This window comes from Acinetobacter sp. WCHAc060042 (assembly GCF_003231195.1).
Classification (GTDB): Bacteria; Pseudomonadota; Gammaproteobacteria; order Pseudomonadales; family Moraxellaceae; genus Acinetobacter.
The window spans coordinates 64,232-80,550 of record NZ_QKVN01000017.1 but is presented as its reverse complement, the minus strand read 5'-3'; the positions used below and the strand labels follow the sequence as shown (position 1 = coordinate 80,550).

Sequence of the window (16,319 nt, the reverse complement as noted above, 5' to 3'; positions counted from 1 at the left end):
TATCAGAATTCACTTAAACCTTTATCTTCGAATTTCACAGATGGTCTATGATTTTCGACAATAGTTTTCAAAATTATATCAGTAATTTGACAATCTTTTTTTAATGCTAATTTAGCAGCCTCATTTACTATATATTTAATATCACTAGATACAAAGCCAGCTGTCAGTATTGCTAAATGGAAACAGTCTATGTCCTCGTGACAAGGGCGACTCTCTAAATACTGTTTCAGCATTTCTAAACGAGCATTAAAGTCAGGAAAACTTATATAAACATGTTTCTCTAATCTTCCAGTTCTTAATACAGCAGGATCTATAGATTTAGGTCTATTTGTAGCTCCAATTATAAGAATTCCCTTCTCACCACAATTTGTTATCTGCGATAAGAATTCATTCACCTCACTTGCATAATGGTGATTCAAATTATCCTTACTTCTATTTGGTAATAATGCATCAATTTCATCTAAAAAAATAAGTGAAGGTTTATTCTCCTCTGCCTCTTTAAATAACTTTGAAATTTTTTCTTGTGTTCCATGTATATATACACTGGCTAGATCAGATGGTTTTATTTCAAAATATGAATAACCTATTTCTTCTGCTAGACATTGTGCAATAAATGTCTTACCACAACCAGGAGGGCCATATAATAAGATCCCATTTAATGGTTCAACCCCATATTTTTGATATTTTTCAATTTGCCTTAGCGGTTGTATAACATCCACATCCAATTGTTTTTTCAGGTCACTCATACCTGCAACTTTTTCTAAACCTTTTCTAGATGTATTATTTTCATTAAATTTTTTCGAATTCTTTTCTAATGTAAGACTCTTATCTACTTTGTAGCCCCAATCCTTCCAAGATGAATCAAAGGCTGTCAGCAAATTAGATTTAATATCACATATACTTAGTTTTTCTTTTATTTGGCCACCATCTAAAATATAGCTAAATATTTCGTCGGCATTTTCATATTTTTTTTCATAGAAAGATAAAGGAGTAGATGAATAACTCATACGATGCATTACTATCCGTTTTTTTATGATATTCAATGTTTGCTCTTGCCAATCAATATCATAATTCCAAGGATGCACACCAGTAATACACTTATATAACACTACCATCCATGCAAAAAGATCATCTTCAGCATCATATTTTTTAAGCATATTAAGACTGGATTGATATGCTAAATTTATATTTTTCTTTTCTCCATAAAAGAATTCATTAACTTTGACTAAACATAGAAAGCTTTGTTTTTTTTCTAAACTGTAATCTAGATATATACAACTCGGATTTATGGGTGTATGTATCTTATTTTGAGAATGTAAGTATGCCAATACCTCTAAAATCGGCAATAAAATATCTAAACTTTCTGTAACTGTGAGTTTTAATTTCCGCTCTGTTAAATTTTCGAGTGACTCACCTGTAAGGTAATTATTTAAAAAATAAGAATACTCGACCCCATCACTTATAAATTTTTTTAATTCAGATTGTATGAGCAAATTTGGATGTAATAACAAAGATGCTTGATACAAATTTTCTTTTAATAAAGCAATATTAATGTTCGATAAAAATTTATTCTGAATAATTTTCATCAGTTTAAGCTCATGAGAATTTAAATCCACGACTCGATACACTTCACAGCAATCATGTTCACCCAAGTACTTCTGTACTTGATACTGATTTTCGATCACCGATTTTTTGGGAAATGTACCGACTCGTTTCATTTTATTCTTAACGTCTCAATAGATCATTATTCACATTTTGCATAGCCGCTTTACTTTCAGGGCTCATCAATTGCACAACTTCCCAGACCGCTTGTTCTAGTCTCTCTTTATTAGGATTCATATTGAGCAATTGTTTGAGATTCTGTACGCCACGATATGCCTCTGGGCGGTTTGTCCACTTAATTTCATCAAAACTTTCATCAAGATAATAGACAGCACCCACCCAGAAACTAATGTCTTGTCCCTGTAACTCAAATGCCATAGATGATAATTGGCTCGTTAACTTCTTCGCAGACTGAATATCTCTAGCAGCAATGACTTGACGTACATGCTCTGCTGACTCTTCAACAATACGATTTGTCTGAGCATTACCATATCGTTTATTTTGCATGATTAAATCGTTCAGCGTTTCTTGAAGCTCTTGCTTCACTTTTGGCCACTCGCCTTCAGCTTCTTGCTTATCCAATTCAATTAAGGAGTCTTGAAGTTTAGCTTTCACTTCCTCTTTACTAGAACGCTCGTGACCTCGTTCGTTTAACACTTGTTCAGCGTCATCCAACTGTACAAGCTGTTTCTCAGCTTCTGAACTTCCTTCATTCGCAAGACGTTGTGCAGTAGATTTTGCTACCAGAATCTCTTTTTGTAATTCTTCTTTCTTAATATCTTTTTCAATCGTGGTTTCAATTACAACATCAAAGCTTTCATCTAATGCAGGTAGATACACTGATAGCTTACCACGACGTGATGCATCAATATTTAAAGTGACTTCAACATCGCTACCTGCCGGAAGAAAAGCTGAAATAGCTTGGCCTGTTATAGCGAATTTACCAAAAAAAGTATTTAAGATTGCTCGTGATCCATCATTGCCACGACTTAACTCATATATTGGAATTAGAATCTGATCTTCCTTAAGACCTGGACGTATATCTTTCATAGTTTTGAAAGAACCTTTACCTTTTGCAGGCAGTGTCTTATTTTTTTCTAGTCCGGATAAAGGATATACACCCTGCTTATTATCTACTGTATCGTAGACTTCAATACCAACATGATATGGCAGTGTTGCATTGGCAATTTTCATACCCTGAATAATGGTAATTGAGCTTGGCTCACACGGAATATTCGAACCATCTGGACCAGATAGCTTAATATTAAATTGGTTGGTTTTCCCTTCATTTAACATTAATTCTATAATTTCTACATCGCCTTCAACTGTAACCTTGCCTGAAGACCACCCACTGTCACCACGAATAATTTCTAAAGTGAAAGTATCAGGTAAATTTGCTGTCGATTGTTCACGATCAATACGAATACCTAGGTTTTCGTAAGTTTCTACAGTCGTTTCTGGATATTTCAAGCTTAACTGCGCTTTCGTGCTATCGCGTTTTTGCAATTCACGTGGGATGTCTTTTGTTGAGGCAAATAAAGCAGCACCTTTAGCAACTGCTGTCATTGGATCAATGCTAGTATCTACCTTTTCCGTGATTTGCTCTTTCAACATTCTACGTAATGTTTGCTGAAACGTTGGACCACCGACCAAAACAAGTGATTCTAAATCACTACCTTTTAAATTATTACGTGATAATACATTTTTAACAGTATCGATTGCACGCTGGAAAATTGGTGTACATACTTTTTCATACTGCTCTAAACTAATATCAAGGTCCGCTTGAATTTCCTCCCCATCATCATCCTCACCTAAGTCTTCAAGGAAATGACTCCAATTCTCTTTAGAAGATAAAGCGATTTTTGCTTCTTCAGCATATTTTTTTAATGCATCTTGAAGCAGCTTTTTAGTACCTTCGCTTGAAAGAGTTTCCTTTAACTCACATTGTTTTTCTAAAGCAGGAATAAGCAACTGATCGACAATGGCATTATCCAAGTTTTTACCGCCAAGATGGTTATCACCTTCAGTATCTATGACTTTCATAATACCTTCATCTACATGCATTAATGCAGCATCGAAAGTCCCTCCTCCGAAGTCAAAAACCAACCAATAGCCTGTAGTAGAGCTCGCTTTAACTCCATATGCAATCGATGCGGCAATAGGCTCTTGTAACAACTCACAATAACGAAAACCTGCAAGTTCAGCAGCACGCTGGGTTGCATCTAATTGGCTTTGTCTAAACATGGCAGGTACTGTGATAACTGCAGCAGCTACCTCTTCATCACGTACATAGCCTTTGAGCTTTTTTAAGACTTCGGCAGACAATTCTTCAGAACTGTATGATCTTTGCATATGAGAGGATACATACTGATGATCTGTACCCATAGTTCGTTTAAATTCTTGATAACCATTAGGATCAGCCTGTTTTCGATTCCGGAAATTTGATGCAGCCTCACGGTCAAATGCATTTTTTGCACTTAAACCTACAAAAATAGTTTGCTTTTTATTAAAAGCAACAACCGATGAAGTTGTATCCATTTGATTATCATCACTTTTAACAATCATAGCCTCGCCTTCTTCCATACGAGAAACTGCTGAATTCGTTGTACCTAAATCAATACCGTAATCAATTTTTTGACGCATTTTTATAGTTCCTTAACCCACATTTACTTCTACATCTGCCATACGAATCATTACCCCTTTAAAATTTACTTGTGGTGTAACAACTTTGGAGATAATACTTTGACCATGCTCTAGATCATCACTTGGTATAAACCGAGACTGAATTGATAAGTTTTCACTGAATTCCATACCAGTATGATCAATAATTTCATACCCTTGCTCTGATAATTCATCTTCTAAGCGCTCTAACGACTTGCTTAGTGGCTTCAACCCTTTTGTATCTTCAGGAAGTGCCGTAAGACGTTTACGCATACGATGAATTTCATCTGCCAGTTTTAAAGGTAGGCTATGATCTGGTTCATTATTCTGTTGAAGCACTGGTGTGATTTTGGCTTGCTCTTTGAGCTGAATTAAAACTTCATGTAAGCGATCAGCGAGTTGAATATCAGACTTCACAATATTTTCTTCAGTCTGACGCACATTCTTCAATGCAAGTTTCACTTGAGATGATAAATCCTCTGTCGATTGCGCTTGTTTTCTTCTGAGTAGGAAATAACTTGTGGCAATCAAGCCCAATGCCAACAGTAGTCCTATTAATGCCGCAATCGTTCGAGTAAAAATACTTTCATTGATAGTAGTGGTAGCTTGGGTTGTTGTTTTATTTAGTTGATTTAATTCTTCAACAGTTTGTGTATGTGCTTTTATACTATCCTGTAATTTAGTCTCTAGAACCTTTAAATCATCATTCAGAGTTTTTATTTGTAGTTGGTGTTGTTCATCCTTCTCATTAATTTTTGAAATTAATGCTTTTTGCTGTTTAAGACTCTCTGCTTTTATCTGATTAAGTTGTTCTAAAACCTGCTTGTTTAAATTTTCAAGCTCGCCAAATTTAACACGTATATCCTGTTGAATTTGATCATTAGATGCTGCCGAAGCATGCCCCAATATCCCCGCTAGCAAAAACAACACTGCCACTCTTTTCATACTATTTTTCATATTTAGATACTCAGACCTTAATTTCTTTTTGGCATAATCATGTTTAATACGATGTATACAATGACCCCTGGCCAAATAGACGTAAATAAGCTAACTACAACAAACAAAATTCGTAGAAAACCGGCATTCCATCCCCAAAGTTCAGCTAAACCACCTAGTGCTCCACTAAATACAATATCTTTATCTGACTTATAAAACCCAGGCTCTTGATAAGATGATGGCTCAAATTGATGAATATTTTGGGTTTGTGCGAATTTATTAATAATATTTTCAAACTCTTCAATCTGTTCTTTAATGTTTTTATAGTTCCGTTCAACTCGATCTTCCACTTCAGGTACAAGCTCAAACGTTCTCATTATTTCTATTAAGCTACATACAGGCTTGGCCACATTCAGGAAATATGCTATATCTTGGTGGTTTTCCAATCTATTATGTGCATCATTAAATTCATCAATTAAAAAGTTCAAAATTTTCGTCACACAATAAGAAGATACTTTGTAATACATGTCATCATGTAAACCTATCTGTTTTAATTCTTGTTTAAAGATATTTAAAAAAATTCTAGCATCTTCAATTGAATTAATATCTCCTTCCATATACTCAGCGATAGATGAGTAGTTTTCTGAAAATTTATCATTTTCAATTAAATCTATTAGTTGTTCTTTATTTGCCTTTACCTCTTCAGCTACCTGTCCATAAGATGGTAATTGTTCTGCCCATGTAATTAACTTCAATGCTAAATTGCGATTATCCAGTTCATTATTTGCATATAATGAACACTTTCTAACTTCTTCCACGTATTCATTAATAATATTCTGTATTTTATAGCTTTCAGAAAATTCATCTAATTCGTAAATGAGGTCTTCAATCTCTTTAAGTCCATTGAAATTAATTAAAGAATCTGAGTCTTCATCCTCTCTCAATTTTCTACTATTCTTAATAACAGTATCTATTTGATTTAAAATTGGAGCAAATAATTTTGTTTGAACATAATCTTTAGAATCATTTGAAAAAGACCAAAATTCATTTATTAAGCTAATACGATATTTACCATATGGTTCATCTTCTAGAGTAGTGATGAATTTAAGAATTTCATCTATTATCTTTTTACTTACTTGCTCAATATTAATGTTTACGTTACTTTCACCCAATATAAATCTTTGAACATTCTGAAAATGCTCATCGGTTAGATATCCTAAATCCGTTAATGCAGATTCAAAATGTTCGGAATCAAAATTAGAAGCCTGACACCAAAATAATGAAATAACTGATCGATTCAGCCTCCATGAAAATTTAGCATCATTTTCATTTTTACTAATTTGCTGATCCCATATTTCGAAAGCTTTTTGAACTTGATTTTTTTCAATACATTCAATTGCTAATTCATCAACACTATCTACTTTTGTAAACCTGAAGAAAGCGTATACCAATTTGTCAGTATCATTCTCTATATCTTTCGCAGCTTGCTGAATTGTATCTACTGTTCTTGTAAGAGGAACTATTTCAACTAGATCAAGAGGATATTTTTTAGTTTTTCCAAACTCAGCAAATGTTTCTAAATCTGCTACTCTTTTTGCTACTTCTCTTGATGAAGCATTTGCAGTGAGTCCTAAAATACGGTATGGATTATTAATTATGAAGTGCAAGTTGCCCTCTACTAATATTTGATTTTTGGTAATTTAATCACATTATTACATAAAAACAACAATCTATTAGTAGATATTTTTACTTTAAGTTAAGCAGCCTGATCTAAAGGTTACATTCTTTCATAATACATTGTTTCAAAATAAAATGGCGAAACATATCCAATCGAACTATGTAATCGTTTTTTGTTAAATAAATCCACCCAATTCAAAGTAGCAAGCTCAACATTGGCTAAACCAGTGCAATCAGATTTCAAATATTCAATCACCTCCAATTTATATAAGCCATTCACTGTCTCAGCCAATGCATTATTGTATGAGTCACCCGTTGTAACTACTGATATCTGGTATTGGCTGCTTCTAATCGATTTGTATAATGAATAGACAAGTAATGTAAACCTCTGTCGCTATGATGAATCACATTTTTAGGCCTATCACTGCTATGAAGCGCTTGCTTAAATACATCCAAAACCATATCCGTAGGGCTTATTCATTTGGAAATTATATTGTAGAATAAGCCGTCAGGAATAGGTTTGTGCCACAAAGACTTAAAAAAGTGATAATAGATTTGACTGACTATTACGCTGCTCCCTCTACGGCATTTTTTACTTTAACCCAATTCACTATCTCATTTTGAACGTTATTGAAAAGGCTGAAGGGATCAATATCCTGGTTCAATTCCAGTAACTGTTCATTGCCATGCTGATCCCGGCCATAAAACTCAGCCAAAAATTGACCCTGAGAAAATTTAATTTTTAATGTTCCATTGTTCCAATTTTTGAGTAAAACAGCTGGTTTATCGATACTGTTTGCAACGTATTCATAATCGAGAATCGCATTCACATCATTTATTTTATTATCTATACCTTGTTTCTGTAGCTCTAAATATAGGGCATAACTTCTGAGCTCAGCATGTGCACCATTCATCTGTCTAGAACTCAGTAAATAAATTTCATCATGGTTGATCAAACGGATTTGATATTTTTGACAGTAGCCAATCGCTTCAGGATGCTTGATAAAATAAATTCGCCAGTCATCAATTTGAAATCCGTAGGTTTCGATAATGTCATCTAAACTATCCACATTAAAATCTGCAGGAAGCTCATCCAGTAATCGCTGGAGTATTTGTCGTTTATTAGCACTATCAAAGACTTTACGCCAATTTTCGTTCCTATGACGTACTGTTCTATATACTTCTCGACAGAAAGTTCTGTTCGCTCCATCTTTGGCCAGATAATTATCAAAACTCAATAAACTTCGTTGCAGACGGTATTGATCATCATCTAAAAACTCTTTGGAAAAGAGTTTAAACGCTTTATCTGCATAGTTTTTAAATGTTTCTGGACAGACTTTTTGACTATCTTCATGTCTACTAAACTTAATTAAGAAATCAATTTGTCCATAAAAATAGTCATGTTGCTCGTAAGGCTTAAATAAGGACTTCCATTTTTCATCTTCCAAAATTAATTTTGATTTTTCAATTTCATGTACAATATGATGGTCATCAAAAGCTATTTCAAATGTTTTAAATTCTTGCGAATCTTTTTGTAAAACAGCTAGTTTTTCCAGCACTTCCTCCTTACCAATATATGCCGCTAAACTATTTAAAACATGAATTACTTTGACCAAATTGCTTTCAGCATTGTAGTAACCCTTCGCATTATTTACGAGTCTTGTACTGATGTTAAACCAGTCACTAAATTGTTCGGGTTGATCAATGTGATGAACATAAAAGTATAGAATAGCAAAGTGGGCCTGGTCTAAATATGAACTTGTTCCAGACTTGAACAGTTGCTTGAGTATCGTTTCAATCTCTAATTCTTCGTTATGATGAATTAGCAAATTAAATAATCGTGAAATATTCTTTAGGATTTCTTTTAGACTTCCATCAGAACCTTTTAAGATTCTTTTATATTCTTCACTTGATACAAATAAGTTCTTTCTTAATCGGCTTAACAATGATTTTTCATCAGCTTCAGGTGTAGGATCTGATGATTGTTCGGGCTGCTGTTTATTCTTATGGTCAATGTCTTCATTTCTGTAAAAATGACATAGCAATACTGATTTAAAAACTTGCATAAACATGAAATCGAAATCAAATGCTTCATTCTTTTCCTTAGAATCCTCAAATTTGCATTTCAAACTCCATAAAAAATCAGTCCATTCCCGATCCAGTTTGGAGAAAAAATCTTTTCTGACCTGAGCATCAATTTCATCTTCGGTATAGCCTTGTAGCCAAGCTTTAAAGTTTTCAAACTCTGTTAATTGCACACCACGCGCATTCATTTTGATATAGAGCTCATCTGTTAATGCAAAGTCATCCATACGCAAAAAGTAAAATGTCAGTACTTGATGTGTGACCAAGTTGTCCCACATTTGTGCTGCATTATAGGGTTGCGAATCCTGCTCTTTAGCGTGGAATTGCAAATCTATTTCGTCCAGCATTTCCAATATAGATTGTACAGTCGGGTCTTTTTTCCAAATCGAAAAATACCATGCTTCATTCTCAATCCGTTCCGACAGTTTCTTCGTGTGGTCATGGTCAGAAGTACACTTCAAATTGGGTGCCTGTTCAATCAAGCTTTTTATAAAGTCTTTCGAACTGGTACGAGTCTCATAGCTAAAACGCAGTAGTTTTTCTGGTATAGTTTTATCCAGAATCACATCCGATTTCCAAGCCAAATACCAATGCAGCAAAAACAAGGTTGTTAATCGCTGCTGACCGTCCAGAAGTTTTAACTGCTCATCGACAACAGAACCGTAAATAAAGTCCAAATCAGATTTATGACTATTTTGATTTATCTTTTCCAATAAATGCTGGATAAAAGTTTTTCTGATTTGTTCAATCTTAAGATCATCCTTACGGCCTTGCGCATAATCTCGCTGAATGATCGGTACGATAATTTTAAATTCTTCTACTAAACGCCAGAATGTATATTGACTGCTCATGCTTTGCCCCCAAAATCTAAACCATATCCTTTGAAACATTCCAACCATTGGGCTTTATAATTGCTGCGGTCGATCTCATCCCATTTGTACATTTGGCTGACATCATCACTAAAATATTTTGAAAAGACCTGTTGCGTAGCTAAAGGAATAAATTTTCCCTGATGTTCTTTCTCAAACTTGCCTTTATTTTCGAAATCCACAATACGTTGCCGTTTAGTCAGGAAGATCTGATTTCCGATAGATCGGTTCACTGATGCCGGCAATAGGCATAAATTGTCAAGTGTTTGAATTGCTTCTTTAACGTCACCAACAATTTTGGACAGCTCGTCAAGATATTCTTTTTTAAGTGATTCTGTATCGGCTAGCTCTACAGCTAAAGCTTGCTGATAAGCAATCAGTTTGGTATCCAACAATCCTTTATAAGACTCCGGTACAGCCGCGATAATGGCTTTTTGCTCATTTAGCCAGATTTCCCTTTGTGCATCACTTGGTAGATCCAAGCTTTGTTGTGCATGAATATGCTCAATATCCCACTGACAATTGTTATAGGCTCTAAAAGAAAACCTGGTTTTATGTTTCTCATTAATATAAATATTAAATAGCATCAGCAAACCAATAATTCTTGGTCTTTGACTAGATGAAAGATAATCCACTTTAGTAAAATCTAACCGTGTACTATCTTTATTCACCTTAAATAATCGTTCAAGATAATCTCTCTGAATATGTGATTTTAAGATTTGAACAAATTGATCTCGTTTCGCTTCTTTGGACTCCTGCCAGAGTACGTTAATGGTTTTAATTTTCTGCCCAATGATAAAGCCAATCAAATGATATAGTTGATCCTCTTTAAACCACTCCACTAAACGATGAAAACCCTGCAGCACTTTTGTCCACTGCTCTTCTATTTGGCAACTCGATGCATTTTTGAGTTGATTCGCAAAATAGAGAAATGTCTTATTGTTTAATTGCTGTTTTTCTTTACTTTCTTCCGCCAGCAAATCAAAAATTAGCTCAATACGGGTATGTTTATTGGTTCCTTTATGCGGGCTTAAAAATGCCCAAAACTCATCATCCTGCAGTGTCTGTTCAATTAAGTCCCATTGGCTAGCCATTTCAAATTGTTTTTGTTTGGCAATCTCTGGGTGATTATAAGCTTTTATTACTCTTTGTAGAAAAAGTGCTTTTATTAGCTCTGCATCCGTAAGGGCAATTTTGCCCTGATTAAGTCGAGTAAAGATTTCAATCGAATGCTGTTGGCTATCCTTGTTGTGATCACTGCGTACCATGTACCAAATGACTTTTGTTTTGTGGAGCAGCTTATCACGCCATATATTCTTTTTTTCTTGTGACTTCGTTTTAAACCAATCATGAACAGTTTTATAAGCTTGATAGAAATAGTGGTTGTCAATATGACTAAACTTAGGTGCTTGTTCAGTATAGTTGAGTTGAACCAAGCCATTTAAGAATTGTGAACTTTCTTGTCGAGTTTCATAACGCAAAGTGAAATAGGGTTTATTTAATAAATGACTAAGAATGATGAAAATAGTGGTCATGCGTTGCTGACCATCAATTAATTCCCAAAAAACAGTTTCTTTGCCTTCATGCTGTATAGGTTTGCGTTTAACCACGACAGGCTGTAAGCAATAGAATTCATTCACGTCTTTTGGCTCAAATTCATCAATGTCATTCAGTAGGGCTTCGACTTGTTGAGGTTTCCACTTATAACCACGCTGATAACTATCGACAAAAAAATTACGTCCATCCAGTTTTGCAATAGCTTTAAGTTCCAGGCTATTTTCTCTTGTCTTTAGATTCTCGATAATACCGCTTAGTGAAGTTTCAGCAATATCGGTTAAATCCGGATTTTCATGGAGTAAATTTTTAATTTGTATAAGTAACTGTTCTGTATTCATCATTTGCCCTCCTCGTAGATATTCTAAAAGATTAATTTCTCATAGCTTATTGATAGGACTTCCCGTAACCACACGTGCCTCATATATAAAGTATTAGATGCTCTACAGTAAATCTGATTGAAATTCTATTTTCTATAACTTTACGTTGAATGTTTACATGGAAAACTATACTCGAAGCATTTAAGGTAAATTCAAAATGAAGTTATCTCATGTCTAGGTTACTGAGAGCAGTCCATCGCAAGACTGAAGTTTCTATTCAACGGGCTTCAGATGCAGTACTAGAAGGGTTTAAACCTTATCAAATGGTTTTGGGTTTTTAAAAGTATATTCGATCAATCACTCTAGCTGGTCCAGCTGCTTACATGCGATCAAATTAAGATGTACAAACTGTTCCCAAGAAATTTTTTGGTTAAAGTGTTGCTCATAATAGGTATCTACTCGACATACTTCTGGACGATTTTCGTAAATTTTACATAAATGTGAATTCAAATCATGGTGATAGCAAATACCATCACCACGATCTAAAAACTTCGTCAATTCTGATAAATTAACGTGCCTACAACAGGCTCCACACTGAGTACATGGAAAAGCTATCAATTTCTAACCAATCCTAATAACCAATTTTGCGTACTTTCAGCATTTCCCATTTCGAATGGAAGTTTGATTTCCTGTTTCTCTATTTCTTGCTTTAAAAGTATATTACGTTCCAACTCAGAGTTAGAGTTTGTAAGTTGTTCTGTAAACTTTGAGATTTCATCAATATTTAATCCAAACTCTAATTGAGTCAATTCGAGAATATAGCGATCTAACTCTTTATTAATTTCTTTGAAATTATCTAAGACTTTTTCATATTTAGTTTTAATTCGATCTAAATAAGCCCAAAAATTCTGCATTATTTCACTTTGTTCAATGAAATAATTTAAAGTCAGAATTACAATACCACTTGTCAAAGCACTCACAAAGTCGACAACTAAACTTCCTAAAGGCAGTGAGTTCAGAGCAGCTAAACTTTCATGTATCAGCATACCTATGATTAAACCAATACTTGCTGAAAGGATTTTGAAAGTTGCTTTTGTTAATTCACCTGTAGATAAATTCTCTGGATTAAAGAATGCCATCTTCATGACTTTTATCAAGTTTAACCAACTCTCTCTTATAATTTTCCCCCAAAGCTTTGTTGTTGTAAGAAAAATATTCAATACCGTTGTTGAAAGACTTGCAAAAATACCTGTAATTGTTGCATCCCGAAAACTAGAAACTACATCCTTAAACCGGTGCTTTACACGTTCAATAATATTTAAAACCGTGTCTTTTAAATCACCTAAAAAAATTTTAACTCTAAATTCAACTGTTTTATACTTCGCGTATATAGAAGGAATTACCGCTTTTATTTCAAACCAAATTTCAGCAAGAATAAGTCCTAAGGCTTCCCTTAATCCCATTCTTAATCCTGCTACTCCAGCAGCACTTAAACTAGATTTAAAGAATTTCGTACTAGAATAATAGGAATTAATCTCTTTCTCATAAGCATCTCTTGCAGCGTCTACGACTTCTGAGGATGTTCTTTTATCAATACTTTCTAAAGTTTCAATATTTTTTTTATGATCATTAATTTCATTTTCTAACCTTCTTTTCGCATCTCTTTCCGCAGGAGAATTCATTGGTAAATTATTCAATTTCTCTAATTTATTATTTAATTCAATCTTTTGCTGATTTATCTTTTGAGGAACTATTTCATTAAAGAATTTTTCAGGAGAATGGTCACGTTTAATATTATTAATATATCTGTGCGTAGAAGTTAAATTAATGTCTTCATTCGCCAATTTTACACCATCTTTTTCTGCAAGTATTCTACCAGCATCATGATGAATTTCTGACGCTGAAATAACATGGTCTAATTGACGATCTTCATTCAGCTTCATGGTTTTATTTCTATATTTATCAGCTAGCTGTCCATTGTCTTTTAGTTTAGCATCCTTCTTTCCTCTTTCCCTGTATGTCCCATTGCGATAAACGTCTTTTCTTTTTAGTTTACCATTATTGTCATAAAGAGGATTTCCATCATTGCCCAATTCTATTGGCTTATAATCACCTTTATTCTCATACTTTTTCTTTTCTTCTTCTGTTGCCCATATACCTTGCCTCACATTATGGATAGTATCAACATCTCCTCCTTTTTTATCCTCGAAAAATAAAAAATCAAGACCAAATGTTGTTACTAAACTTTTTGTCACAACTTGGTTAATTTCATCAGACCAATCAAATGTTTTTACTGACATATATATTCCTATGTAAGTAATCCTTCTGTCATATGACAGAAGGATTACTTATTTATACTCTATAAATTATTAGCTTAACCCTTAAAACCTTCATGGGTTTCTTTCAGTGCTTTTTCTACACCTTCATGATCAATTACTTGCATCCCAGATTCGTCAACTAAAATCTCAGGCTGACCATCTTTATCAGTAAATACATCACCATGTATATTTCTTTTTACTTTGAATAAAGGTGTTGAAATTAACTTAGCCATTATTGCCGCTAAGCTCATACCATTTTGAATACACGTATTGGTTTCTTGCGAAATACTTAGGATCTTTTCCTTATCACCTGTTTTCACAATTTCGTTGATATCTTTTAATTTTTCAAAATATAAACTAAATACTTCATATATTTTAGTTAGTTCTGCTTTAATACGATCCGCATAAAATTGAACTCTAATTAATTGATCTTTTGCTGATTCCATTTTTAAAACAGCTTGATCTACTTCATAACGTATATCTCTAGCATTATCTAATGCTTTAGCACCATGGATAGCATAGGCTATTCCAGCAACAGCAAGTACAGGAGCAACAACGGCCCCACCTAATACCATTGCACCACCAGCCATTCCCCAACCACCAGCGGCAAGAGAACCTCCCCCTATAGCAGCCATAGTTGCATTATATGCAGCTACGCCAGATAAAGAAGCTATCGATGTTCCTGTCGATGCAGCCCCTAGTGCCATAACGCCACCGTATACAGCAAATCCTGCAGCTGCTCCAGAGACCCCACCACCAATTGCTGTCTTTAAATAATCAGTTACTGTTATGGCTACTTCTTTAATTTGATTTAATTTATGCTGGGGAATTTGAATTTTTGTGTCGCTATATTTTTGAAAATTATTATTTTTTAAAATTTCTTCTACTAAACGATCAAACTTATCAAAATCTGAACCTATTTTGAGCTCTAACTCACCTAAGCTTTCTAATGACTGACTGGTTTTATTATTTACTTCGTTAAGAGCTTCCTTATGCTTTTTATACATATTTTTTGAGCGTTCAACAATATCATCTGCAAGATTTTTATCCTGGTGCCCATCATAAGCTTTTTTAGCACCAATAGCGGTAGCTGCAGCTGCAGCTCCAATCAAAATAAATGGTAATGGCATAACTTTTCACCCTTTGCTTGTTTTATAAAAATGTATTACGTAATAAAATAAGTCTAATACAGCTTTTTTATTATTCCAGTCTAAGATATTTCTTCAGTCCACTTTCTAATTTATGTTGTAGCTCTAACGGTTGAACAACTTTAATATTTGGAAGCCAAAAACGTATTAATGGAAATAATTGCATATCATGATTAATTTTCGAAGAAACTAGCAGCTCACCATTTCCTAATTCTCTTACAATTTTTTGCTCAGGAAGTATTGATCGTTGCTTAAAATAAAAAGCTACCGAACTGTCAACAGATAAAATAATTTCCTGTTTATCCTGTCCAAACCAAATGCTGTCATCATTCTCTACTAGCTTTACAATGTTTTGATCTGGGGTAAATTGAGAATATTCATGTGGAGTGTGCATAAGCTGAATATGTGAAATTCTATAAGTCCGTAATTGTTCTTTTCTTACTGCAGCTAGATACCAACTACCATGATGGTTAATTAAGCGATATGGTTGAACCAATCGAGATTCACCTTTATATAAAAAACCTATTTGTCTATGTTCTAAAATTGCTTGGCTTACTTTTTTGAATATATCAATGAATTGAGTCGAATCTTCAAAAGAATACCCTTTTGAACTATAAACTTGATTTGCACGGCTATCCAAAAGCTCTCTCAAAAATGACATATCTAGATTAGGATAAAGATCACTTATGCCTGAGAGCTGAGCAAAATTACGAATATCTTTATGACTAATTTTTCCTAAATAATTCTGTTCTAAATAGTATTTCTTGGTTATTTCGTCTTGTTGTAAAGGAAGATAACTCCCCAAACGATCAAAATCTCGGATAATTGTTCGGTTATTAACTCCAAATTTTTCAGCTAACTCTTTAGAGCTCAAATGAGAACCTATATTTAACATGGTCAAAATATTAGCCAAACGATCAGCTAATCGCTCATGAGTAGAACTATTTTGTTTCATCAATCAATCTCAAGCGCTTACTGCTTATACTTTTTGTAAAGATATGTTGTAATTATTACACAATAAATCCACAATTGTATAAACAATTCATATTTAAAAAATAAAATCTAAGCTTTTAAAGCTAAGAATTCTTAAAGTACAGATTTTCAAGATAAGATTCCATATGAAGTGCTGCCATATAGGCAACTCTCAAC

Annotated in this window: 10 protein-coding genes and 1 pseudogene; all 11 read right to left on the bottom strand. The window is 33.9% G+C overall.

Features of this window, described 5'->3' with window-relative positions; all coding sequences use genetic code 11:
- Nucleotides 1-2 precede the first annotated feature (2 nt).
- The 11 genes and pseudogenes from DPG01_RS09230 to DPG01_RS09175 all read right to left on the bottom strand — a co-directional run bounded on the left by DPG01_RS09230 (nucleotide 3) and on the right by DPG01_RS09175 (nucleotide 16,125).
- Entirely contained in the window at nucleotides 3-1,718 is a 1,716-nt protein-coding gene (locus DPG01_RS09230; RefSeq protein ID WP_110974880.1) for an AAA family ATPase, read from the bottom strand.
- 7 nt (nucleotides 1,719-1,725) lie between these two features.
- On the bottom strand, nucleotides 1,726-4,245 hold the full coding sequence (locus DPG01_RS09225) for an Hsp70 family protein (RefSeq protein WP_110974879.1): 2,520 nt from the start codon (nucleotides 4,243-4,245) through the stop codon (nucleotides 1,726-1,728).
- A gap of 12 nt (nucleotides 4,246-4,257) precedes the next feature.
- On the bottom strand, nucleotides 4,258-5,220 hold the full coding sequence (locus tag DPG01_RS09220; RefSeq protein WP_228156982.1) for a hypothetical protein: 963 nt from the start codon (nucleotides 5,218-5,220) through the stop codon (nucleotides 4,258-4,260).
- Nucleotides 5,221-5,237: 17 nt separating this feature from the next.
- Entirely contained in the window at nucleotides 5,238-6,866 is a 1,629-nt protein-coding gene (locus DPG01_RS09215) for a PspC domain-containing protein (RefSeq protein WP_110974877.1), read from the bottom strand.
- Nucleotides 6,867-6,976: 110 nt separating this feature from the next.
- A pseudogene (locus DPG01_RS09210) lies at nucleotides 6,977-7,344 on the bottom strand (integrase core domain-containing protein); the annotation flags it as partial.
- Nucleotides 7,345-7,442: 98 nt separating this feature from the next.
- Entirely contained in the window at nucleotides 7,443-9,812 is a 2,370-nt protein-coding gene (locus tag DPG01_RS09205) for a DUF262 domain-containing protein (RefSeq protein WP_162622333.1), read from the bottom strand.
- Nucleotides 9,809-11,728 carry a DUF262 domain-containing protein gene (locus DPG01_RS09200; protein WP_110974883.1) on the bottom strand — a complete coding sequence of 640 codons (1,920 nt, stop codon included), beginning with the start codon at nucleotides 11,726-11,728 and terminating at the stop codon, nucleotides 9,809-9,811. Before DPG01_RS09200 ends, DPG01_RS09205 begins: the two co-directional genes overlap by 4 nt.
- 333 nt (nucleotides 11,729-12,061) lie before the next feature.
- Entirely contained in the window at nucleotides 12,062-12,322 is a 261-nt protein-coding gene (locus DPG01_RS09190) for a YkgJ family cysteine cluster protein (protein WP_110974875.1), read from the bottom strand.
- Complete coding sequence (locus DPG01_RS09185; RefSeq protein ID WP_110974874.1) at nucleotides 12,319-14,004, bottom strand: DNA repair protein; 1,686 nt, start codon at nucleotides 14,002-14,004, stop codon at nucleotides 12,319-12,321. Before DPG01_RS09185 ends, DPG01_RS09190 begins: the two co-directional genes overlap by 4 nt.
- Nucleotides 14,005-14,078: 74 nt before the next feature.
- A complete protein-coding gene (locus DPG01_RS09180; protein ID WP_110974873.1) occupies nucleotides 14,079-15,152 on the bottom strand; it encodes a chemotaxis protein in 1,074 nt (357 codons plus the stop codon).
- A gap of 70 nt (nucleotides 15,153-15,222) precedes the next feature.
- Entirely contained in the window at nucleotides 15,223-16,125 is a 903-nt protein-coding gene (locus DPG01_RS09175; protein ID WP_110974872.1) for a helix-turn-helix transcriptional regulator, read from the bottom strand.
- Nucleotides 16,126-16,319 lie beyond the last annotated feature (194 nt).

Coding starts and splice junctions, on each gene's coding strand:
- DPG01_RS09205 (WP_162622333.1), bottom strand. CDS start 9,812: ATGAGCAGTCAATATACATTCTGGCGTTTAGTAGAAGAATTTAAAATT.
- DPG01_RS09200 (WP_110974883.1), bottom strand. CDS start 11,728: ATGATGAATACAGAACAGTTACTTATACAAATTAAAAATTTACTCCAT.
- DPG01_RS09230 (WP_110974880.1), bottom strand. CDS start 1,718: ATGAAACGAGTCGGTACATTTCCCAAAAAATCGGTGATCGAAAATCAG.
- DPG01_RS09175 (WP_110974872.1), bottom strand. CDS start 16,125: ATGAAACAAAATAGTTCTACTCATGAGCGATTAGCTGATCGTTTGGCT.
- DPG01_RS09220 (WP_228156982.1), bottom strand. CDS start 5,220: ATGAAAAATAGTATGAAAAGAGTGGCAGTGTTGTTTTTGCTAGCGGGG.
- DPG01_RS09185 (WP_110974874.1), bottom strand. CDS start 14,004: ATGTCAGTAAAAACATTTGATTGGTCTGATGAAATTAACCAAGTTGTG.
- DPG01_RS09225 (WP_110974879.1), bottom strand. CDS start 4,245: ATGCGTCAAAAAATTGATTACGGTATTGATTTAGGTACAACGAATTCA.
- DPG01_RS09180 (WP_110974873.1), bottom strand. CDS start 15,152: ATGCCATTACCATTTATTTTGATTGGAGCTGCAGCTGCAGCTACCGCT.